Genomic DNA, 21,389 nt, shown 5'->3' with positions numbered 1-21,389 from the left:
CCACTCTACAGCTACTTTCTGGTATGTTTCGCATCCCTGTTTGAGGATGTCAGCATGCACCACTGCCCACTTTGTCATTACCCAGAATCGCATCATTACTTTGAAGATAAGCGTCGAGCCTATCTCCAATGTCGGCAATGCGAACTGGTATTTGTCAATCCAGAGCAAAGGCTGGATGCAAAGGCTGAAAAAGCCCACTATGATCTGCATGAGAACGATCCAAATGATGCTGGCTATCGTACCTTTTTATCTCGGGTAGCTAACCCCATATTGGAACGTATTGAGCCTAGCTCAACAGGGTTAGATTTTGGTTGTGGTCCTGGACCGACTCTCTCTTTGATGATGGAAGAGCAGGGGCACAACATGTCAGTGTATGACCTCTATTATCACCCCAATACCGAGGTGCTAGAGTGTACATATGACTTTATGACTGCCACTGAGGTGATTGAGCACTTGTATCATCCGGATCAGGTATGGCAGCAATGGTTGAATTTAGTTAAGCCAGGTGGCTGGATTGGTCTGATGACCAAGATGGTCATTGATGTCGAAGCGTTTGCCAAATGGCACTATAAAAATGACCCTACGCATGTGGTCTTTTTTAGCCGCAATACGTTTAAGTACTTGGCAGAGCGGGATCAGCTCAAGCTTGAATTTATTGGTAATGATGTAATTTTACTGAGGAAAACCCAGTAATGAGCCGTAGTAAGAAAGTAAGATCGGGCGGTAATGGTGACGTAATTGTTGTCCGTAATCGCACAGAAGCTGACGTCGAAGGGCGTCTACGTAAGAAAGAGAAAAAACGCAAAGGCCTAAAAACGGGCGGTCGTAACTCTGAAGCGAAGCAGAATAAACAGCAGACAGCTGGACAAAAGCGCGACCCACGTTTAGGCAGCAAGAAGAAAATTCCTCTTGTGGTTGAAGCGGTGAAGAAGCCAACCAAAGCAGAACGTCGAGTCAATGCAGAACAAGAGCTAGAGATGCTGGAAAATGATGCCCAGCTGAATGTCTTGCTTGATCGCCTTGATAACGGTGAAAGCTTAGGCGTAGGCCTACAGAAATACGTCGATGAGAAATTGGCGCGTATTGAAGTGCTGATGAAGCAACTCGGCCTCTATGAAGAGGAAGAAGAGCCAGAAGTCGTTGAGGAGCCGAGCGCACCTGTGGCGAAAAAGGTGAGCAAGAAAGCTTCATCAGAAGATGAACTGCTGTCGCAGTTCGAAGATCTGGATTTGAACCAGTTTAAAGGGTAGGAAAATTGTGAATGTAACCTTGTTAGCCATTGCTGGTGGAGTCATTATTCTCGGCTTAGCGTCCTATGCGGGTTACCTTCTGCTCCAGCTAAAGAAGCAAAAGGAATTGCAGGAACAGCATACGAAGCTGGCTATTGATAAGCGCAACGCCAACATTTTTGAAAGTGTTCATGTGCTTTGTTTAGCCGGTATTCAAGGCCAGTGTGATTTGTCGGAAATCAGTATTCGCTTATACAACATCATGGACTATGTTCAGGGTGAAGATCGGGTGGATTTTGATACAGAGTTCCCAGCGACATCGGAGCTTTATCATCTTGTCAAAGACATGCCACGTGGTGAAGATCGCCAACAAATGGCGAAGAAAGATCGCATGAAGCAAAACTTAGAGCGTCATAAAGCGGAATCTCGTTTGCAAGATGCGATAATCGACGAGCTCAAGCTGCTGCAGAAAAAAGTTCAGCCTTTAAACAACCAGATCAACATTCAGATGATCTAGATTGATACTTTAGTCACTCGATCACTTACACTTATGGGTGAGTGATCGAGTTATCAATTCTGACTATTGTTACTCAAAAAGCGCTATGCCACCCGGCGACCCGCCTCTGCGTGTGGCAAAATAGCCCCCAAAATATAACGGTTAATCACACCGGATACGCATTACAGCACTAACGGAAGTACACCATGTCTCAGCAAGTCGTCGCAAGCCAACAAATAGTATGGGATCAAGCCATCCTTAATAAATACAACTATTCTGGTCCGCGTTATACGTCTTACCCAACCGCGTTGGAGTTTCACGAAGCGTTCACTATTGCCGACTATGACATGGCGTGTACTGAATACCCGGATCGTCCGCTGTCGCTCTACATCCATATTCCGTTTTGTCACAAGCTTTGCTACTACTGCGGTTGTAATAAGGTCATCACCCGTCACGCACATAAAGCTGATGAATATCTCGATGTTCTGGAGCAGGAAATTCTGACACGCGCCTCCTTACTGCAAGGGCGCAAGGTGACTCAGTTGCATTTTGGTGGCGGTACACCCACATTTCTGAGCAAGACCCAAATCAGCCGTTTGATGAACATTCTACGAGCGGAATTTAGCTTTGAAGCCAGCGCAGAAATCAGTATTGAAGTCGATCCGCGTGAGATCGAACTGGATATGCTTGATCACCTGCGTGAAGAAGGTTTTAACCGTTTGAGTATTGGTGTTCAAGATTTTAACAAAGAAGTGCAAAAGCTGGTTAACCGCGAGCAAGATGAAGAGTTCATTTTTGCTATGGTTGAGCGAGCGAAAGTGCTTGGTTTCCGTTCGACCAACCTTGATCTGATTTATGGCTTACCAAAACAGACTAAAGCGCGCTTCGCTGAAACATTGAATCGGGTTTTGGAGATGCAGCCAGGGCGTTTGTCTATTTTTAACTATGCTCATATGCCACAGCTGTTCGCTGCTCAGCGTAAGATTAAAGATGAAGACCTGCCACAAGCGGAAGAAAAAATGGCCATTCTTCAGGATACTATTGCGACGTTGACCAATGCTGGTTACCAGTTTATCGGTATGGACCACTTCGCAAAGCCTGATGATGAACTGGCAGTCGCTCAGCGCGAAGGAATTTTGCATCGCAACTTCCAAGGTTATACCACTCAAGGTGAGTGCGATTTAGTTGGCTTTGGGGTTTCTGCTATTTCAATGATCGGCGATGCCTATGCGCAAAACCAGAAAGAGTTGAAAAAGTATTATTCTCAGGTTAATGAACATCGCCATGCACTATGGAAAGGTGTTGCTCTTGATAGTGATGACTTACTTCGACGTGAAGTGATTAAACAACTTATCTGCAATTTCAAACTCGATAAAGCGGCAGTAGAAGTAGAGTTTGATATTCAGTTCAGTCAATACTTCAAGGAAGACTTGGAATTGCTGCAAACCTTTATTGATGATGAGCTAGTGGAAGTCGACGACAAAGAGATCCGAGTGACATTACGCGGTCGTCTACTGATTCGCAATATCTGTATGTGTTTTGATAAATATCTCCGAGCAAAGGCGCGTCAGCAGCAATTCTCGCGAGTGATTTAATCGCGGCCATTGTTTCGACAAGTATGAATTTAAAAGCCACCGAAAACGGTGGCTTTATTGTTTTTGTGGGTAAGTCGTTAAGGCGCGATGTAAGCGTCCTGTGCGACTTCCCATAAAGCTTTAACCAGCGGATTATCCAGTTGCGAACGCTTGCAGCATACTCCGAGCTTAAAGGGTTTAATCGACGCTACTTTGAGCCGCTGAATCTTCTCCTTGACAGGGCTGTTGTTGATCACCACGTCCGGCGCAATACCCACGCCACAACCTAGTGCGACCATACTGACTATCGCCTCATGACCGGAGACTTGCGCATAGATGTTGGGTTTGATTCTCATCGCTTTAAACCAAGTATTGGCGCGGTCTCGCGCGGTACCTGATTCGGGCACGATGAAAGGAATGGACGACCAGTCAGGTTTGTCCTTTTGCAGTGCTTCTGCAAAGTTGCTCACGCCGACAGGGGCGATTACTGAAAGAGGTATTTCACTAATGGTTTCAAATTTGAGTTTAGCAGGCAGCACTTCCGGTTGGGCGGAGATTGCCACGTCCACTTCATCATTAAGGACTTTGTTTATCGCTTGAGCCGGATCGCCTGTAGACAGTTTAAACTCAATAAACGGATGCTGAAGGCGAAACTCTGACAACAGCTCAGGCAGGTGGCTGTAGCTGGCGGTCACCGAGCAAAATAGGCGAATCTCACCTTTTAACTCTTCTTCGTGCCCTTGAATCTGCGCATTGAAGTTTTGCCATTCTCCGAGAATCTTTAAAGCCACAGGCAAAAGTTTTTTTGCCGCTGGGGTCAATTCAACACTACGGTTGTCCCGTACGAACAATTCTTGCCCGGTTTCTGCTTCCAACTTTTGTACCTGACGACTGAGCGCAGAAGGGCTGATGTGCATAGCAGAAGCCGTTTTGGCGAAGCTTTTGCTATCACATAGATGAATGAACAATTGCAGACTTTTAATGTTCATGAAATAAGTGCTTCCTCGTTGCATTTTTTGCAATAACTAATTGTGAATATATCACTTTAAGCAACCCGGTGTCTGATTTAGTATCGAGGCATTCGGTAATGAAACGCCGACCCAAACGGATAAATTCTCAAAGGAGAGCCCCAACATGGCTAACTATTTCAATACATTAAACCTACGTGAGCAGCTAGATCAGCTTGGCCGTTGTCGCTTTATGGACCGCAGTGAATTCGCTACAGAAGCGGATTACCTGAAAGGTAAGAAAGTGGTTATCGTTGGTTGTGGTGCACAAGGTTTGAACCAAGGTTTGAACATGCGTGACTCAGGTCTTGATGTGGCGTACGCACTGCGTCAGGCAGCGATTGATGAGCAACGCCAGTCGTTCAAAAACGCGAAAGAAAATGGTTTTGAAGTAGGTAGCTACGAGACGCTTATTCCTCAAGCAGACCTAGTGGTTAACCTAACGCCAGACAAGCAGCACACGAACGTGGTTGAGACGGTAATGCCGCTGATGAAAGAAGGCGCAGCACTAGGTTACTCACACGGCTTTAACATTGTTGAAGAAGGCATGCAGATCCGTAAAGACCTAACCGTCGTGATGGTTGCGCCTAAGTGCCCGGGTACTGAAGTACGTGAAGAGTACAAGCGTGGCTTCGGCGTTCCTACGCTAATCGCAGTTCACCCAGAGAACGATCCAAAAGGTGAAGGTTGGGATATCGCCAAAGCTTGGGCAGCAGGTACTGGTGGTCACCGCGCAGGCTGTCTAGAGTCTTCATTCGTTGCTGAAGTGAAATCTGACCTAGTGGGCGAGCAAACTATTCTATGCGGTATGTTACAAGCAGGTTCAATCGTGTCTTACGAGAAGATGGTTGCTGAAGGTATTGATCCAAGTTACGCAGGTAAACTGATTCAGTACGGTTGGGAAACCATCACGGAAGCATTGAAGTTTGGTGGTATCACACACATGATGGATCGCCTATCAAACCCGGCGAAAATCAAAGCGTTCGAGCTTTCTGAAGAGCTGAAAGAGTTGATGCGTCCGCTTTACAACAAGCACATGGATGACGTAATCACAGGCCATTTCTCTAGCACTATGATGGCTGACTGGGCAAATGATGATGCGAACCTACTAGGCTGGCGCGCAGAGACAGGCGAAACAGCGTTTGAGAACTACCCTGCAGGTGATGTGGAGATCTCAGAGCAAGAGTACTTCGACAACGGTATCCTTCTAGTTGCAATGGTGCGTGCGGGTGTTGAGCTAGCATTCGAAGCAATGACAGCGTCAGGTATCATTGATGAGTCAGCGTACTATGAGTCACTACATGAGCTACCACTCATCGCAAATACAGTCGCGCGTAAGCGTCTGTACGAAATGAACGTTGTTATCTCTGATACGGCTGAATACGGTAACTACCTATTTGCTAATGTCGCTACACCACTACTGCGCGAGAAGTTCATGCCTTCTATTGGCACTGACGTGATTGGTAAAGGTTTAGGTGAGACTTCTAACCAAGTAGACAATGCAACGCTAATCGCAGTGAACGATGCAATCCGTAACCACCCTGTTGAGTACATTGGTGAAGAGTTACGTGGATACATGACGGATATGAAGAATATCGCGGTAGGCGGTTAATCTTCTTCGCTAAGATGAGTAAAGAACTCCAGACAGACTGGAGTGATAAATACAAAATATAAACACAACACTTAATGAAAAGGCTTGGTCGCCGTTGACCAAGCCTTTTTTATTTTCCATAAGCTAGGTATGCACTGAGGGATAGAATAAGGTTTGAGAAAACAAAAAGGGCTGACGCATTACGCCAACCCTTCATATTTCATCACTATTAGCTTTTACTTATCTGCTAGTTTCTCTTCTAGATCGGCTAGCTTCTTTTCCATTTCAGTCAGCTTCTGGCGAGTGCGAAGGAGTACCTGAGTCTGAACATCAAACTCTTCGCGACTAACGACATCCAGCTTATTCAGCTGACCTTGGATAACTTGACGAACTTTCTGATCAACATCTGCACCAAGTTCTTTTACTGGCGCGGGCATGGAATCATGAATCTGTTTAGCAATTTGCTCTAGTTTCTTTGGGTCAAACATGTGACGAGAACTCCTGTATCTTTGTGTATATTCTATGTAATTGGTACGGGAAAGTCGTTATTTGGATAACAAAAATTCGATGTGGTCAGCGGTCAATCTAAACCAATGAAAAAGGCCACCGAAGTGGCCTTTAGTTAACGCAGAGCTTAGCTGTTGTCGGCTAACTCACGTTGTGCGGCTTTTGCTTCATCAACACGAGCCAATTTCTCTAAGTCTTTATCTTCAACAAACACTGGTAGTGGTTTGTGCTTCTCAGCTAAGTAGCTATAGATAACTGGCAGTACGAACAGGGTAAACAGAGTACCGATCGCTAGACCAGCTACGATAACAATACCGATACTGAAGCGCTGAGCGGCACCAGCACCTGTTGCGTACATCAGTGGGATCAGACCTGCAATCATCGCTGCGGTTGTCATTAGGATAGGGCGTAGACGAACTTTCGCCGCTTCCATGACCGCTTCTGTCTTGCTCAATTTATTGTGTAGCTGCTCTTCTTTGGCCACCTCACAGATCAAGATACCGTGCTTGGTGATCAGACCTACCAAGGTGATCAGGCCAACCTGAGAATAGATGTTCATCGAGGCAGCTCCCCAAGCCAGAGCAATCAAGGCACCACATACCGCCAATGGAACGGAAACCATGATAACAATTGGGTCTTTAAGAGATTCAAACTGAATCGCCAGAACCAAGAAGATGATAGCCAGTGCTAAGCCAAACGTTGCGTACAGTGCACTACCTTCCGTAACATATTGACGAGCTTCACCCATGTAGTCGTGGTTGTAACCATTGGGCAGTTTGTTGCTTGCCAACTCTTCCAACCAGTTTACCGCGTCACCCATTGCTGTCCCTGGTGCAGGTACGGCACCGATGGTCGCTGAGTTTAGCTGGTTGAAGTGTGGTAGCGAACGTGGCTCAGCGACAACATCGATAGTAATCAGGCTACCAAGTGGAACCGCGCGGTTATCTGCGGCACGCACGTAGTAGTTATTCATCGACTCAGGGTTAAGACGCCACTTACGCTCTACCTGTGGAATGACCTCGTAGGAGCGGCCGTTAAGGTCGATACGGTTTACATAGCCATCGGACATCATGGTACTCAACGTAGTACCAATGTCTTGCATTGTTACGCCGTATGCGCCCGCTTTGTCTTTATCAATGTTGATCTTCATCGTTGCTGAGTCGTAGTTGAGGTCCAGCTCAGAGTAGACAAACATTGGGTTAGACGACACCTCGCCAAGCACATCTGAGGCAATAGCGAATAAGCTCTCAAACGCATTAGGTGTGGTGATAACGAACTGTACTGGCAGACCGGAACCGGCACCTGGTAGTTCTGGCATCTGGAATGCAGTTACCGCCATGCCTGGAACGTTTTTCACAAGGCCTGTCACGCGATCAGCTACTTCAGACTGGCTTGCTTCACGCTCACTCCAAGGCACCATAGAGGCGATACCAAACGCTTGGTTTGAGTTAGGCACACCAGTAAACACCTGTGCGTAAGCCACTTCTGGTTGATCAGACAGAATTCGGTTTACGTCGTTCATGGTGTTTTGCATGAAGTCGAGGTTAGCGTTTGATGGAGCCGTACCCATCAGCATCACCACCCCTTTATCTTCCGATGGCGCCAGTTCGCTTGGAATGAATTTGAACAGCATCGGTAGGCTGGCAAAAACAATCACAGCGAAACCAAGTACTACAGGGCGATGTTTCATGACCGCACCCAGCATGCGTTCATAACGGTTGGTCATGCCATCTAGCACACTATGGACTTTTTGTTCGAATTTGCTTGGGGTTTCATTGGCCTTGAGCATTTTCGAACACATCATAGGTGACAGAGTCAGAGCGACGATACCGGAAACGAATACTGAGCCTGCGAGGGTCAAAGCGAACTCTTTAAACAGTGAGCCTGTGATGCCCCCCATTAAGGCTATTGGCGCATACACCGCACCCAGTGTTAGGGTCATAGCGATAACCGGAACAGCAATTTCACGTGTACCAATAATAGCAGCACGGAAAGGCGACTCACCGAGCTTGATGTGTCGGTCGACGTTCTCTAGAACAACGATCGCATCATCCACCACCAGACCGATGGCCAATACCATGGCGAGTAGTGTCATCAGGTTCCATGAGAAGCCCATCGCTTGCATTACCATCGCCACACCAATCAGTGAGAGAGGGATAGTGACGATAGGGATCATTACCGCACGGAAAGAACCGAGGAATAGGGTAATGACGATCAATACAATCAGTGCTGCTTCCGCGATGGTCTTAATAACCTCGTTGATCGATTCATTGATAGCAATAGTCGAGTCATACATCACGTTCATATTGATGTTGCTCGGTAGGTTACGCTCTAGTTGAGGTAACAGGTCCAGCACATCAGCCGCAATGTTGATTGGGTTGGCACTTGGTGCTGCGTTGATCGCAACTACTACCGCCTCTTTACCGTTGGCACTTGCGCGGTAAACATCATGGCTCTTCTCAAGCGTTACCTTAGCGATATCACTCAGACGAGTAACATCACCTTCATCAGAGCTTACGACAAGGTTCTTCAGCTCTTCTACGTTTGATACCTGAGTATCTGCACTACCGTTATACAGAACGAACTCGCCTACAGCCTGACCAGCTGCTGACTGATAGTTGTTGGCACTTAGCACGTTCATGACATCGGTAGCGGTTTTGCCCAGCGCGGCCATTTTGGCCGGGTCTAGCCAAATACGCAGGGCGTATTTCATGCCACCGTAGAGGTCAACCTTAGAGACACCATTTACAGTGAACAGCTGTGGGTTGATTACACGCTCTAGATAGTCAGTGATCTGGCTCGATGAAAGTTCATCACTGGTAAAGCCGATATAGAGTACTGCGGTAGTCGAGCCCGTAGACATGGTCACGGTTGGGTCTTCGGCTTCTTTGGGAAGCTGAGAGCGAACCGAGTTGGTCTTAGCCAGAATGTCAGATAGGGCTGCATTCGGGTCAGTGTTCAACTTCATGTTAACGGTAATGGTCGATGTACCGAGTACCGACGATGATGTCATATAGTCGATATTATCGGCTTGAGCTACGGCCTGTTCCAGAGGCTGAGTAATAAAGCCTTGGATCAGATCGGCACTGGCACCGTAGTAACTGGTTGTCACCGTAACTACAGTGTTTGTCATTTCAGGGTATTCACGGACCTGCATTTTGAATACTGCTTGTAAACCAAGCAGGGCTATCAAAAAGCTGATCGATACCGCTAAAACTGGACGTTTAATAAAAACATCAGTAAAGCGCATGAGGCCTCCAATTACAGCATTGGTGTTTCAGCTGGTGGAGTAGTTGCATCGCTTTCTACTACACGAACTTTCGCGTCATTGCTCAAACGAACCTGACCAGATGTCACAACCACATCACCAGGCTTCACGCCATCTAGGATATGAGCAATGTCTTTCACGCGTTCACCCACTTTAACCACTTGCTGTTTAACGCGTTTTTCACCATCTTTCTCGGAAATGATGTACACATTGTCACCGTAAAGAGTAAAGGTGATAGCCGTTTGTGGCAGAGTCACTTGATTTTCCAAGGTTGGCAGAATGATATTGGCACGAGCGAACATACCACTACGTAACTTGCCATCGCTGTTTGGAATATCCGCTTGAACCTGAATCAAACCACTTTGAATATTCACCGCAGGTTCTATTGCTGTGATTGAGCCTTCGAATGGTGTTTCAGGGTAAGCATCGACGAAGATATCAACTTGTTGACCAAGCTGGATACGTGAGATGTCTGTCTGTGGCACAGTGAAGCGTAGGCGCATGACGCTGGTGTCTTCAAGACGAACAATATCAGTACCAGCTTGTAGGTATTGGCCTAGGTAAACGTTACGAATACCTACCACGCCCGAAAAAGGCGCCTTGATGTCACGGCGGTCAATCGTTGCTTTAAGGCTTTCGATATCGGCTTTTAGCGAGAAATAGTTTGCTTCGGCGTCATCATATGCTTCTTTCGATACAGAGCCTTTTTTGTATAGGCCTTGGTAACGTTTGTATTTCGCTTGGGCTGCAGGCAGCTTTGCCTGTGAGCTCTTCAAGTCAGCTTTTTCCACCTTAGAATCCAGCAGAACAAGAGGCTGACCTTCTTCAACTGTAGTACCTGAATCGAACGTGATTTTATCAATCACACCTGCTGTTTCATTGGCGATAGTGACACCTTGATTCGGCTCAATGAAACCGATCGCTTCGATCACAGGTACCCAATCAACCGGCTTCACTTCCGTTACAGTAACCGGAAACTCAGGCTCTGGGCGATTAGCCAAATATTCGGCTATCTTTTGTTGTTTGAATAGATTGAAGCCTATCACGCTGCCAAACAGCAGTATTGCGATAAGCAACATAAAGAAAGTCCACTTTTTCATTCTGATCAGAACTCCAAGTTAGTGTTGAATTATTGCATCCCAACTGGCTTCGATTGCGGCTTCTAAGGCTGCTTCATCCAGGTGGTAGTATCCCAAAGCATGTTTTCTCGCCAGTGCGACACTGGCTTCAAAACTCAGCCCTGAAAGAATCTCATTGTCGAGAGGTTTAAAGATCCCTTGCTCTTTTCCTTGCTTAAACAACCGATCCACTTGGGCAAACATTTGTCGCTCAAGTTCCCGAGTCTTTCTCTTATTTGCACAGGGAAGAGATTCATATTGAACGCGACTACTCAGGGTTTCCATATCTGAACTGGCTAAATTCCATATGTTTAACCACATAGTGCGATAGCGTACTTTCAAGGGCATATCGTCGTTGACACCAGATTGGACGGCAGATGCAATCCGCTCGGCGACGTTCAAACGTACTTCATCTAGGAGATGCTCTTTATCTGAGAAATAACGATAGATAGTGCCTGCAGCTACACCTGCTTCTTTGGCCAGCTTATGCATCGACAGGCCTTGAAAACCCGACTCTGCAATCAGCTTTTCGGCTGCAGTGAGGATCTGTTCTTGCTTATCTATTGCAGTGTTACTAGACATAGTTTCATTACCCAATGAATGAACGTTCATTCATTATAGCCTAATAGCTGTACACTAGTGCAATAAAATATTTGGTTAATTATGTAAATTTATAGGTAATGAGATCATTTTAGCTGGCACTAGTCGGTGTCGATTAAGCATAGCAATCGATCTGTTGCAGCATTATTATAGGCGCCAAAGAATTTGACCTCAGAGATCTTTATGAAGCTGAACCCCAATCAAGACCAAGCCGTAAAATATGTATCAGGACCTTGTCTGGTTTTGGCGGGAGCGGGATCTGGCAAAACTCGCGTTATTACTAATAAGATTGCGTATTTGGTTCAGCAGTGTGGTTATAAGGCGCGCAATATTGCTGCGGTGACGTTTACTAATAAAGCAGCACGTGAAATGAAAGAGCGTGTCGGCCAGACGTTAGGTAAAAACGAATCGAAAGGCTTGATGGTTTCGACTTTCCATACTTTGGGTCTCAACATTATCAAACGAGAATATAAGTCGCTGGGGTTAAAGGCGGGCTTTTCTTTGTTTGATGATCAAGACCAGTTAGTGCTACTGAAAGAGCTGACAGAGAAGCAGTTGGATGGCGATAAAGATTTATTGCGTCAATTGCTCAGTACGATTTCTAACTGGAAAAATGACATGCTGACCCCTGATGAAGCCAAAGCGCGCGCGCAGGGTGAGCAACAACAACTGTTTGCGTTCTGCTTTGAAATGTATCAAAAGCAGATGAAAGCCTATAACGCCCTCGATTTTGATGATTTGATCGCTTTACCAGTTCTGCTGCTGCGTTCCAATGAAGAAGTCCGTCAGCGTTGGCAAAACCGCATTCGTTATTTGCTCGTTGACGAGTACCAAGATACTAACACCAGCCAATATGAGCTGGTGAAATTGATTGTCGGTGAGCGTGGCCGCCTAACGGTTGTGGGAGATGATGACCAGTCGATTTATTCTTGGCGTGGTGCCAAACCTCAGAACTTGGTCTTACTTGGTGAAGACTATCCGAATCTTCGTCTGATCAAACTGGAGCAAAACTATCGCTCAACCAGCCGCATTCTGCGTGCTGCGAATATTCTCATCGCCAACAACCCACACGTGTATGAAAAGTCACTATTTTCCGAAATACCCGACGGTGAAAAGCTCAAGGTGTTACTGGCGAAAGATGAAGAGCATGAAGCGGAGCGGGTGACCGGTGAGCTAATCGCCCATAAGTTTCTTAATCGTACCGATTATCGAGACTATGCCATTTTATATCGTGGTAACCACCAATCTCGTCTGATTGAAAAATCTCTGATGCAGAACCGAGTGCCCTATAAGCTCTCAGGCGGCACCTCGTTTTTTGCCCGCGCGGAAATCAAAGACATCATGGCGTACCTGCGCGTGTTGGTGAATCCTGATGATGACAATGCGTTTTTACGTATTGTGAATACGCCACGGCGTGAAATTGGCCCGGTAACCTTGGAAAAGCTGGGCAGTTACGCCAATATGCGCAGTAAAAGCCTGTTTGAGTGCAGTTTTGAGATAGGGCTGGAACAGCATCTCACTGGGCGAGGGCTAGAGAACCTGCGCCGTTTTACTCAGTGGTTAGTGAAAATAGCAGACCAAGGCGAGCGTGGTGATACGGTGGAAGCGGTACGTTCATTGGTTCGTGATATCAATTATGAAGATTGGCTGTATGAAACCTCTGCCAGCCCCAAAGCGGCAGAGATGCGGATGAAAAACGTTTCTGATCTGTACTCCTGGATTGTCGCAGATCTGGAGGGAGATAATTACGATCAGGAAGAAAAGAGCCTTAAAGAAGTCGTTCAGCGCCTGACACTGCGTGACATGATGGAGCGAGGGGAAGAAGATGAGGACAGTGATGCTGTTCAACTAATGACTCTACATGCCTCGAAAGGTCTTGAATTCCCTTATGTGTATTTGATTGGTGCGGAAGAAGGTATTTTGCCTCACCAAACCAGTATAGATGAAGACAATGTTGAAGAAGAGCGCCGTCTGATGTACGTAGGGATCACCCGTGCACAGCGCGAGTTGACCTTTACCATGTGTAAAGAGCGTCGCCAATTTGGCGAATTAATTAAACCGACCCAAAGTCGATTCCTAGATGAATTACCGTTTGATGATGTAGAGTGGGAAGTGAATAAAAAGCCCCAGACCCAAGAAGAACGAATGGCAAAAGGGCAGGCACATATCGCTAATATTCGAGCGATGTTTAATAAAGATTGATGTACTGTTTATAGAAGACTGTAATGAAAAGGGCTTGGTGAAAACCAAGCCCTTTTTCGAATCGCTTCTTATATAAAGACGAATTACAAGCCGGCAATCATGTGCTCAATTGCCGCAACGATTTCATCGTCTGAACAATCCATACAGGACCCTTTCGCTGGCATAGCATTAAAGCCGTTGATAGCGTGGTCTTTCAGCACGTCTTTGCCCTGTGCAATTCGCGGCCCCCAGTCACCAGCATCACCGGTTTTTGGTGCACCACTAACGCCTGATGCGTGGCAAGCAATACAGAAGGTGCCATACACGGTCGCGCCATCACGTGGACCGGTTGGCTCTGCTTTGACTGGTTCTGAACCTGCAAGGTACACATCACCGACAGGTTTAATGCGCTCTGCAATCGCATCATAGTCTTCTTGGCTAACATTAGCTGCAAAAGAGGCGCTAGAAAAAGTGATCGCAGCGACCAAAGCGGTTAAGATTTTTCGAGACATATCCATTAAACTCACTTTACATTCCTGAAGGTAAGTTCGTGCTTACCTATTATTAGAGTGTGGTTTGATCCACAGCGTTTTGCTGTTAAATCAATGTAAATATTGGGTGATTATATCCTGATAACTTGTTGCAATAAACAACAAGTTAACCGCTTCCATGGGGTTATATAATGGGAAATAGGGGTTTATCACACTTTAATTGCCCAAAAAGGCGCCAAACGATAAAAAAAGTTTAAAAAGTACTAGACGGCCTAGTGTGATATACGTATTATTCCACTCCGCCGATAGGGCATGCGCCCGTAGCTCAGCTGGATAGAGCGTTGGCCTCCGGAGCCAAAGGTCGAAGGTTCGAATCCTTTCGGGCGCGCCATCCGGACGCTTACTAAGGTAAGTTAAATTGGCAGTATAATGGTGGCTATAGCTCAGTTGGTAGAGCCCTGGATTGTGATTCCAGTTGTCGCGGGTTCAAGTCCCGTTAGCCACCCCATTATTTTGGTGGCATTGTCTCCATTCTTGAATCACTCGAGATAAAACATAAGTCGGTGAATAGCGCAGCTTGGTAGCGCATCTGGTTTGGGACCAGAGGGTCGGGGGTTCGAATCCCTCTTCACCGACCACTCTTTCGTTTATGGCTTTTAAGAGCGGTAAACATCAAAATTTTGATGGTGGCTATAGCTCAGTTGGTAGAGCCCTGGATTGTGATTCCAGTTGTCGCGGGTTCAAGTCCCGTTAGCCACCCCATTACTCAGGTGGCATTGCTTCCTTTCTTGACTCTCTTCAAGATAAATATAAGTCGACGAATAGCGTTATTTGTATCGCATCTCGGCTCTTGGAATAAGTGGGACCAGAGGGTCTATAACGTAAACCAAGTAAAAAAATCCATCGTCGGTGAATAGCGCAGCTTGGTAGCGCATCTGGTTTGGGACCAGAGGGTCGGGGGTTCGAATCCCTCTTCACCGACCACTATTGAAAGCCTCGACAGTAATGTCGGGGCTTTTTTGCATTTAATACTCATCATTAAGTCTACTAACGGGCTCAAGCCTCTTTCTGCTCTCCAATGGTTTAATCCAGAGGTACATACAATGCCACGCTTTCATGGTCCCAACAGGTTTGAATGAGCCCGAACATGAATGGCGCATAGATTGTTAAACATGGTTATACAAAAGCTTTCTTGGTAACGCTTGAATAAAGAGCGCTCAGTTATATGTGCTGATTATGCATTTAATAGTTACGCATAATCGTGTGGTGATACTTGCTGTTTGGTGTGAAATTAACCATAGTTATTTAGTCTGTCTTTTCGGTTTTTATCTGGTTCTATATTTGGTTAATTTTTATTTTCGTGGAGTTTAGGTCTAGCAAATAAATTTTATCTGACCTAATGTTTTTATTTTGTTAAAGGGTTGGCTGGTCTTTTTTGTGAATTAATATTCATCGTTTTTTATGGCTAAAGGTTTTAAGTTATAACTAATCTGCTTATTAATCTTACTCTGAGGCTGAGGTTTTTATACAGGTATGACCAACCGATGATCTAGCTTGATTGCATATTTATTTTCATAAGCTGCTTGGTTTTTGTTCGAACTCGACTTTTTATCCTATGTTTGTTGCTTTTCTGTGAATTTTTTGCCAAATTGATGACCTTGTAAATTGCCAGAACGATATACCCAATTCGTTTTTTAGATTGGGTGACGAGCTGGCTTGAATGGATTCACTTTTCAGACAGGGCAGAAAGCTGCCAAAGCAGTAGAGGTCTGGTTAATGTCACTCTTAGAAGTTAAAAATCTTCGTATTGAATACCCGTCGCGTCACGGTGTGCATGCAGCGGTTAAATCGTTATCGCTCAATATTGAGCGAGGCGAAATCGTGGGTGTGGTTGGGGAATCTGGTGCGGGTAAGTCAACAGTTGGTAATGCTGTGATCGATTTGCTTAGCCCTCCTGGCCGTATCGCCAGTGGTGATGTCTATTTGGACGGTGAGTTGATCTCCGGTTTATCGGCTGAAGAGATGCGACAAGTTCGAGGCTCAAAAATTGGGTTTATTTTTCAAGATCCAATGACTTCTCTTAATCCGCTATTTACGGTTGAGCACCAGCTCAAAGAGACTATTCACGCCAACATGAATGTGTCAGATGAAGAAGCTTATCAGCGTGCCTTATCTTTAATGCAGCAAGTCGGTATTCCACAGCCAGAAAATCGCCTTAAGCAGTACCCTCACCAATTCTCAGGTGGTATGCGCCAACGTGTTGTTATTGCTATTGCGCTTGCCGGTGAGCCTGATTTGATCATCGCTGACGAACCGACCACGGCGTTGGACGTCTCTATTCAAGACCAAATTCTGAGCCTGATCCGCGAATTGTGTATCAAGAATAATGTTGGTTGTATGTTGGTCACCCACGATATGGGCGTGGTTTCTAATGTCACGGATCGTGTTGCGGTCATGTATCGAGGCGACTTAGTTGAGTTTGGCCCGACAGCAAAAGTATTAGGCGATCCTGACCATTCATATACTCGCAGCTTGATTTCTGCTGTTCCTCGCTCAGATATGAAGCTTGAGCGTTTCCCTCTGGTGAGTTACATCGAAGAAGCTCATGAGATGGCGCCTTTGGATGTGAAAAATCATTGGCTAGGCCAAAGTCAGGATCATCGTGAATACACAGGTTCATTGTTGACCGTAGAGAATGTCAATCTTCGCTTTACCACCAAGGATTCATTGTTTGAAAGCCGTCGTGAGTACGTGCAGGCATCGAACAATGTCAGCTTTGAAGTCTTCGAAGGGGAAACCTTCGGTTTGGTGGGTGAATCGGGCTCGGGTAAGTCAACCATTGCACGTGTGATTGCGGGTCTGTATCAGCCAAACTCGGGCAAGGTTACTTTTGAAGGTATTGATCTGACTTCGCTAAAATCTGAAAAAGAACGTCGTCCACTTCGTCGTCAGATGCAGATGGTGTTTCAGAACCCATACACATCTATGAACCCGCGGATGAAGATCTTTGACATCATTGCTGAGCCAATCCGTTTCCATAGGTTAACCCGCGATGAAACGGAAACCAGACAGATCGTCAACGATCTGCTTGACCACGTTGGTTTAGGAAAGATGGCTGGTGTGAAGTATCCACATGAATTCTCTGGTGGTCAGCGTCAGCGCATTTCGATTGCGCGTGCTCTAGCGACTCGTCCACGTCTTCTGATTTGTGATGAACCAACGTCCGCACTGGATGTATCGGTTCAGGCACAGATTCTTAACCTATTAAAAGACTTACAAGATGAGTTAAATCTCACCATGTTGTTTATCAGTCACGATCTCCCTGTGATTCGCCAAATGTGCGATCGAGTGGGTGTGATGCAAATGGGAACACTATTGGAAGTTGCGCCAACCGAGCAGCTGTTCAATTCACCACAGCATGAATACAGTCAACAACTGATTTCTTTAATGCCTGAATTTATAGGCTTAAGAGAAGAAGTAAAAACGGCGTAAGTCGTAGACATTACCCAGATGTACTTGGGTGACCAAACAGAAGCAAACACAACAACTAGGGATGAATCCCGCATAAGGAGTTATGCAATGAAAACCATGAAAAGCAAACTAGCAGTGGCTTTAATGGCAGCTGGCTTGAGCTTTAGCGCAGCAGCAGCAGATATCACAGTGGCTTACGATGCTGACCCAGTATCTCTGGACCCGCATGAGCAGCTATCAGGCGGTACTCTGCAAATGTCTCACATGGTGTTTGATCCACTAGTTCGTTACACACAAAAGTTTGATTTTGAACCTCGCCTAGCTGAGAAATGGGAACGTGTTGATGACACAACTTTCCGCTTCCAATTGCGTAAAGGCGTGAAGTTCCACTCTGGTAACGAACTGACGGCTGACGACGTAGTTTGGACGTTTGACCGTCTGAAAGACTCTCCTGACTTCAAAGCGATCTTCGAACCATACGAGAAGATGGTAAAAGTAGACGACTATACGGTTGAGCTAATCTCGAAAGGGGCTTACCCGCTAGTTCTACAAACGGCAACTTACATCTTCCCGATGGACAGCAAGTTTTACTCTGGTAAGACAGAAGATGGCAAAGACAAAGCGGAAGTTGTGAAGCACGGTAACTCGTTCGCTTCAACAAACGTTTCTGGTACTGGTCCGTTTATCGTTACTCAGCGTGAGCAAGGTGTAAAAGTGACATTTGAGCGTTTTGGTGATTACTGGGACAAAGACACAGGTAACGTAGATAAGCTAACGCTTGTACCAATCAAAGAAGACGCGACACGTGTTGCCGCGCTACTTTCTGGTGATGTAGACATGATTGCACCGGTTGCGCCAAACGATCACAAGCGTGTCAAAGGGGCGAAGAACGTAGACCTAGTGACATTACCAGGTACACGTATCATTACGTTCCAAATGAACCAAAACAGTAATGAAGCACTGAAAGACGTTCGTGTTCGCCAGGCGATTGTTCACGCGATCAACAACGAAGGCATTGTGAAGAAAATCATGAAAGGCTTTGCCACTGTTGCTGGTCAGCAAGGCCCAGAAGGTTATGCTGGTTACCAAGCAGACCTAGTGCCACGCTATGATCTGAAGAAAGCCAAAGAGCTGATGAAGGAAGCGGGTTACGAGAAAGGCTTCACGCTAACAATGATGGCGCCAAATAACCGCTACGTAAACGATGCGAAAATTGCTCAGGCTGCTGCGGCCATGCTGTCTAAGATCGGTATCAAAGTGGATCTGAAGACTATGCCTAAAGCGCAATACTGGCCAGAGTTCGACAAGTGTGCGGCTGACATGCTGATGATCGGTTGGCACTCAGATACAGAAGATTCAGCGAACTTCTCTGAGTTCCTAACCATGACGCGTGATGAAGCAACAGGTAAAGGCCAATACAACTGTGGTCATTACTCTAACGCTGAAGTTGATAAGCTGGTTAATGCATCTAACGTAGAGACGGATCCAGCGAAGCGTGCAGAGATGCTTCAGAAAGTAGAAGCAACGCTGTACAACGAAGCGGCGTTTGTTCCTCTACACTGGCAGAACCTTGCTTGGGGTGCAAAATCTAACGTTGATATCGCGCCAATCGTGAACGCGATGAACTTCCCTTACTTCGGTGACTTGGTGGTGAAATAACCCCTCACAGAATTAAGTTGGAATATTGGCACCCTTTTCGGGTGCCAATACTTAATTTTTTGGTGCTTAGCTTTGTTTCAGTCGGGTTAGGTGCCATTTTTCAGACTGAAAGTGCGATCAGATGAGTTTTTCTGGTTTAGCAGACTGAAATCTACGGAAAGTTAAAGGGGCAAGGAATGTTTTCGTTTCTGGTCAAGCGCCTGTTTCAGGCACTGATAGTGATGTTTGTGATCAGTTTGGTGGCGTTTGCCATTCAGGATAATCTGGGTGACCCGTTGCGTGAGCTTGTTGGTCAATCGGTTTCTGAAGCGGAGCGTCAAGCTCTCCGTGATGAGCTCGGCCTTAACGATCCCTTCATTACGAAATACACTCGCTTTGTTGGCGCTGCGCTACAAGGTGACTTAGGGACTTCTTATTTCTTCAAGCGTCCAGCGGTTGAAGTAATTCTCGATAAATTGGTGGCGACACTAGAGTTGGTGTTTGGTGCCACAGTGATCATCATTGTTTGTTCAATTCCTCTCGGCGTTTACTCGGCAATTCACCCGAAAAGTATCTTTACCAAAGTGGTGATGGCGTTCAGTAGTATCGGGATCTCTATTCCGGTCTTTTTGACCGCGATAATGTTGATGTATGTCTTCTCAATTGAACTTGGCTGGCTACCGTCCTATGGTCGGGGAGAAACCGCCAATGTGCTCGGCTGGGAATCTGGCTACTTTACTCTTGATGGCCTTGCACACTTAATCCTGCCATGTATTGCGCTGGCGTCTATTATGCTGCCACTTTTCATCCGTCTGGTTCGTTCTGAAATGCTGGAAGTGCTGAGCTCTGAGTACATTAAATTTGGTAAGGCTAAAGGCCTTGCTCTTAATAAAATCTATTACCAGCATGCCCTGAAAAATACCATGTTGCCTGTGTTGACGGTTGGTGGTGTACAAATCGGTACTATGGTGGCCTACACCATTCTGACCGAAACTGTGTTCCAGTGGCCGGGTACTGGTTTCCTTTTCCTAGAAGCCATCAACCGTGTGGATACGCCGCTGATCACCGCCTACGTAATTTTCGTTGGTCTGATTTTCGTTGTCACTAACACCATTGTGGATTTGCTATACGGTATCATCAACCCGACCGTTAACCTGACAAGCAAAGGAGCATAATCATGAGTCAAACAGTAGCTGCTCCTTCTCGTTGGGAGCGTTTCAAACAATCGGATTTTCTTTATTATTTCAAACGCGACAAGGTGGCGATGGCCAGCTTTACCGTGTTTATGTTATTCCTCGTAATGGCGCTTGCTGCGCCAGTGTTGTCGCCAACTGACCCGTATGATCTCGCGTCTATCGATATCATGGACTCAGAATTGCCACCTTCTTGGATGGAAGACGGTGACGAGCGATTTGTGCTTGGTACCGATGAGCAAGGTCGTGACATCCTTTCAACCATACTTTACGGTTCTCGCTTGTCATTGACGATTGGCTTTTTGGCGGTCGGCTTACAATTGATACTAGGTATCGTGATTGGCCTGTCGGCGGGTTACTTCGGTGGCCGTATCGATAGCTTCCTGATGCGCTTTGCTGATGTCCAGTTGTCATTCTCTACGATGATGGTGGCGATCATAGTGTCAGCTATCTTCAAAGCCAGCTTCGGTAGTGACTTTTACGCCCAGTATGCGGTAATTATGCTGGTGGTGATCATCGGTGTAGCTGAATGGCCGCAGTATGCGCGAACTATTCGTGCTTCGGTTTTGGCTGAGAAGAAGAAAGAATACGTGGAAGCTGCACGAGTCATGGGCTTTAAAGCTCCTCGTATCATGTTCCGCCATATTCTACCGAACTGTTTGTCGCCTATCTTGGTTATCTCGACGGTTCAGGTGGCAAACGCCATCATGTCAGAAGCGGCACTTTCTTTCCTTGGCTTAGGCCTTCCGGTAGATCAACCATCACTTGGCGCTCTGATCAGTATCGGCTTTAACTACATCTTCTCAGGAGCTTGGTGGATTACGGCTTTCCCAGGTGTCGTTCTGGTGACACTAGTGTTGGTTATCAATCTATTGGGTGACTGGCTACGTGATGTATTTAACCCGAAAATCTACAAAGGGTGATCCAAGCCTAAGATTTGGTTATAAAAACCTCACTACACTAAGAGCCGTAACATGTTACGGCTCTTTTTTTGCATCTGAATTTTTTCAGTAGTGAGTCGTCAA

General features: G+C 46.1%; 16 protein-coding genes and 5 tRNA genes. 15 read left to right on the top strand and 6 right to left on the bottom strand.

Annotation, left to right across the window (positions count from 1 at the left end; translation table 11 throughout):
• The first annotated feature begins 54 nt into the window (after positions 1-54).
• From L1D31_RS19815 to hemN, 4 genes are all read left to right on the top strand, one after another.
• The gene (locus L1D31_RS19815) at positions 55-693 is read left to right on the top strand and encodes a class I SAM-dependent methyltransferase (RefSeq protein WP_239838735.1); all 639 of its coding nucleotides are present in this window, start codon (positions 55-57) and stop codon (positions 691-693) included.
• Positions 693-1,250 (top strand): Der GTPase-activating protein YihI, encoded by a 558-nt coding sequence (gene yihI / locus L1D31_RS19810; protein ID WP_239838734.1) that lies wholly within the window; start codon positions 693-695, stop codon positions 1,248-1,250. Before L1D31_RS19815 ends, yihI begins: the two co-directional genes overlap by 1 nt.
• A gap of 7 nt (positions 1,251-1,257) precedes the next feature.
• The gene (locus L1D31_RS19805) at positions 1,258-1,746 is read left to right on the top strand and encodes a DUF2489 domain-containing protein (protein ID WP_239838733.1); all 489 of its coding nucleotides are present in this window, start codon (positions 1,258-1,260) and stop codon (positions 1,744-1,746) included.
• Between the two features lie 185 nt (positions 1,747-1,931).
• Entirely contained in the window at positions 1,932-3,320 is a 1,389-nt protein-coding gene (gene hemN / locus L1D31_RS19800; RefSeq protein WP_239838732.1) for an oxygen-independent coproporphyrinogen III oxidase, read from the top strand.
• Positions 3,321-3,397: 77 nt separating this feature from the next.
• Here the strand turns inward: hemN and ilvY are convergent, their stop codons facing one another.
• Positions 3,398-4,288 carry an HTH-type transcriptional activator IlvY gene (ilvY, locus tag L1D31_RS19795; protein WP_239838731.1) on the bottom strand — a complete coding sequence of 297 codons (891 nt, stop codon included), beginning with the start codon at positions 4,286-4,288 and terminating at the stop codon, positions 3,398-3,400.
• 145 nt (positions 4,289-4,433) lie between these two features.
• Here ilvY and ilvC point away from each other — a divergent pair, with 145 nt between their 5' ends.
• Positions 4,434-5,918, top strand: coding sequence for a ketol-acid reductoisomerase (gene ilvC, locus L1D31_RS19790; RefSeq protein WP_239838730.1), 1,485 nt, complete (start codon positions 4,434-4,436; stop codon positions 5,916-5,918).
• A gap of 215 nt (positions 5,919-6,133) precedes the next feature.
• Here ilvC and L1D31_RS19785 read toward each other — a convergent pair whose 3' ends face one another.
• The 4 genes from L1D31_RS19785 to L1D31_RS19770 all read right to left on the bottom strand — a co-directional run bounded on the left by L1D31_RS19785 (position 6,134) and on the right by L1D31_RS19770 (position 11,372).
• Entirely contained in the window at positions 6,134-6,385 is a 252-nt protein-coding gene (locus L1D31_RS19785) for an accessory factor UbiK family protein (RefSeq protein ID WP_004745538.1), read from the bottom strand.
• Between the two features lie 146 nt (positions 6,386-6,531).
• Positions 6,532-9,654: a multidrug efflux RND transporter permease subunit gene (locus L1D31_RS19780; RefSeq protein ID WP_239838729.1), complete on the bottom strand. Its 3,123-nt coding sequence runs from the start codon at positions 9,652-9,654 to the stop codon at positions 6,532-6,534.
• Positions 9,655-9,665: 11 nt separating this feature from the next.
• Entirely contained in the window at positions 9,666-10,772 is a 1,107-nt protein-coding gene (locus tag L1D31_RS19775; protein WP_239838728.1) for an efflux RND transporter periplasmic adaptor subunit, read from the bottom strand.
• 18 nt (positions 10,773-10,790) lie between these two features.
• Positions 10,791-11,372 (bottom strand): TetR/AcrR family transcriptional regulator, encoded by a 582-nt coding sequence (locus tag L1D31_RS19770; protein ID WP_239838727.1) that lies wholly within the window; start codon positions 11,370-11,372, stop codon positions 10,791-10,793.
• 201 nt (positions 11,373-11,573) lie between these two features.
• Between L1D31_RS19770 and rep the strand changes: the two genes are divergently transcribed.
• On the top strand, positions 11,574-13,592 hold the full coding sequence (gene rep, locus L1D31_RS19765; RefSeq protein ID WP_239838726.1) for a DNA helicase Rep: 2,019 nt from the start codon (positions 11,574-11,576) through the stop codon (positions 13,590-13,592).
• 83 nt (positions 13,593-13,675) lie between these two features.
• Here the strand turns inward: rep and L1D31_RS19760 are convergent, their stop codons facing one another.
• Entirely contained in the window at positions 13,676-14,089 is a 414-nt protein-coding gene (locus L1D31_RS19760; protein ID WP_239838775.1) for a cytochrome c5 family protein, read from the bottom strand.
• A 287-nt stretch (positions 14,090-14,376) separates the two neighbouring features.
• Here L1D31_RS19760 and L1D31_RS19755 point away from each other — a divergent pair.
• The 9 genes from L1D31_RS19755 to L1D31_RS19715 all read left to right on the top strand — a co-directional run bounded on the left by L1D31_RS19755 (position 14,377) and on the right by L1D31_RS19715 (position 21,287).
• Positions 14,377-14,453: transfer RNA gene (locus L1D31_RS19755), tRNA-Arg, on the top strand.
• A gap of 41 nt (positions 14,454-14,494) precedes the next feature.
• Positions 14,495-14,570, top strand: a tRNA-His gene (locus tag L1D31_RS19750).
• A 53-nt stretch (positions 14,571-14,623) separates the two neighbouring features.
• Positions 14,624-14,700 (top strand) — tRNA-Pro (locus L1D31_RS19745).
• 48 nt (positions 14,701-14,748) lie between these two features.
• Positions 14,749-14,824: transfer RNA gene (locus L1D31_RS19740), tRNA-His, on the top strand.
• 145 nt (positions 14,825-14,969) lie between these two features.
• Positions 14,970-15,046: transfer RNA gene (locus tag L1D31_RS19735), tRNA-Pro, on the top strand.
• Between the two features lie 792 nt (positions 15,047-15,838).
• Complete coding sequence (locus tag L1D31_RS19730) at positions 15,839-17,554, top strand: ABC transporter ATP-binding protein (protein ID WP_239838725.1); 1,716 nt, start codon at positions 15,839-15,841, stop codon at positions 17,552-17,554.
• 87 nt (positions 17,555-17,641) lie between these two features.
• Positions 17,642-19,192: an ABC transporter substrate-binding protein gene (locus L1D31_RS19725; protein WP_239838724.1), complete on the top strand. Its 1,551-nt coding sequence runs from the start codon at positions 17,642-17,644 to the stop codon at positions 19,190-19,192.
• Positions 19,193-19,368: 176 nt separating this feature from the next.
• Entirely contained in the window at positions 19,369-20,346 is a 978-nt protein-coding gene (locus tag L1D31_RS19720; protein ID WP_239838723.1) for an ABC transporter permease, read from the top strand.
• A 2-nt stretch (positions 20,347-20,348) separates the two neighbouring features.
• Entirely contained in the window at positions 20,349-21,287 is a 939-nt protein-coding gene (locus tag L1D31_RS19715) for an ABC transporter permease (protein ID WP_239838722.1), read from the top strand.
• The last annotated feature ends 102 nt before the right edge of the window (positions 21,288-21,389 follow it).

Origin of the sequence: Vibrio sp. Isolate23, assembly GCF_022398095.1 — a bacterium.
GTDB lineage: Bacteria > Pseudomonadota > Gammaproteobacteria > Enterobacterales > Vibrionaceae > Vibrio > Vibrio coralliilyticus_A.
Note: the sequence above shows the minus strand (reverse complement) of the source record. Positions and strands in the feature narration are given on the sequence as shown.

What these genes read in the sequence shown, in the direction of transcription:
- L1D31_RS19815 (WP_239838735.1), top strand. Translation starts at nt 55, where the DNA reads ATGCACCACTGCCCACTTTGTCATTACCCAGAATCGCATCATTACTTT.
- ilvC (WP_239838730.1), top strand. Translation starts at nt 4,434, where the DNA reads ATGGCTAACTATTTCAATACATTAAACCTACGTGAGCAGCTAGATCAG.
- L1D31_RS19725 (WP_239838724.1), top strand. Translation starts at nt 17,642, where the DNA reads ATGAAAACCATGAAAAGCAAACTAGCAGTGGCTTTAATGGCAGCTGGC.
- rep (WP_239838726.1), top strand. Translation starts at nt 11,574, where the DNA reads ATGAAGCTGAACCCCAATCAAGACCAAGCCGTAAAATATGTATCAGGA.
- L1D31_RS19760 (WP_239838775.1), bottom strand. Translation starts at nt 14,089, where the DNA reads ATGGATATGTCTCGAAAAATCTTAACCGCTTTGGTCGCTGCGATCACT.
- L1D31_RS19780 (WP_239838729.1), bottom strand. Translation starts at nt 9,654, where the DNA reads ATGCGCTTTACTGATGTTTTTATTAAACGTCCAGTTTTAGCGGTATCG.
- L1D31_RS19785 (WP_004745538.1), bottom strand. Translation starts at nt 6,385, where the DNA reads ATGTTTGACCCAAAGAAACTAGAGCAAATTGCTAAACAGATTCATGAT.
- L1D31_RS19720 (WP_239838723.1), top strand. Translation starts at nt 19,369, where the DNA reads ATGTTTTCGTTTCTGGTCAAGCGCCTGTTTCAGGCACTGATAGTGATG.
- yihI (WP_239838734.1), top strand. Translation starts at nt 693, where the DNA reads ATGAGCCGTAGTAAGAAAGTAAGATCGGGCGGTAATGGTGACGTAATT.
- L1D31_RS19775 (WP_239838728.1), bottom strand. Translation starts at nt 10,772, where the DNA reads ATGAAAAAGTGGACTTTCTTTATGTTGCTTATCGCAATACTGCTGTTT.
- hemN (WP_239838732.1), top strand. Translation starts at nt 1,932, where the DNA reads ATGTCTCAGCAAGTCGTCGCAAGCCAACAAATAGTATGGGATCAAGCC.
- ilvY (WP_239838731.1), bottom strand. Translation starts at nt 4,288, where the DNA reads ATGAACATTAAAAGTCTGCAATTGTTCATTCATCTATGTGATAGCAAA.
- L1D31_RS19770 (WP_239838727.1), bottom strand. Translation starts at nt 11,372, where the DNA reads ATGTCTAGTAACACTGCAATAGATAAGCAAGAACAGATCCTCACTGCA.
- L1D31_RS19730 (WP_239838725.1), top strand. Translation starts at nt 15,839, where the DNA reads ATGTCACTCTTAGAAGTTAAAAATCTTCGTATTGAATACCCGTCGCGT.
- L1D31_RS19715 (WP_239838722.1), top strand. Translation starts at nt 20,349, where the DNA reads ATGAGTCAAACAGTAGCTGCTCCTTCTCGTTGGGAGCGTTTCAAACAA.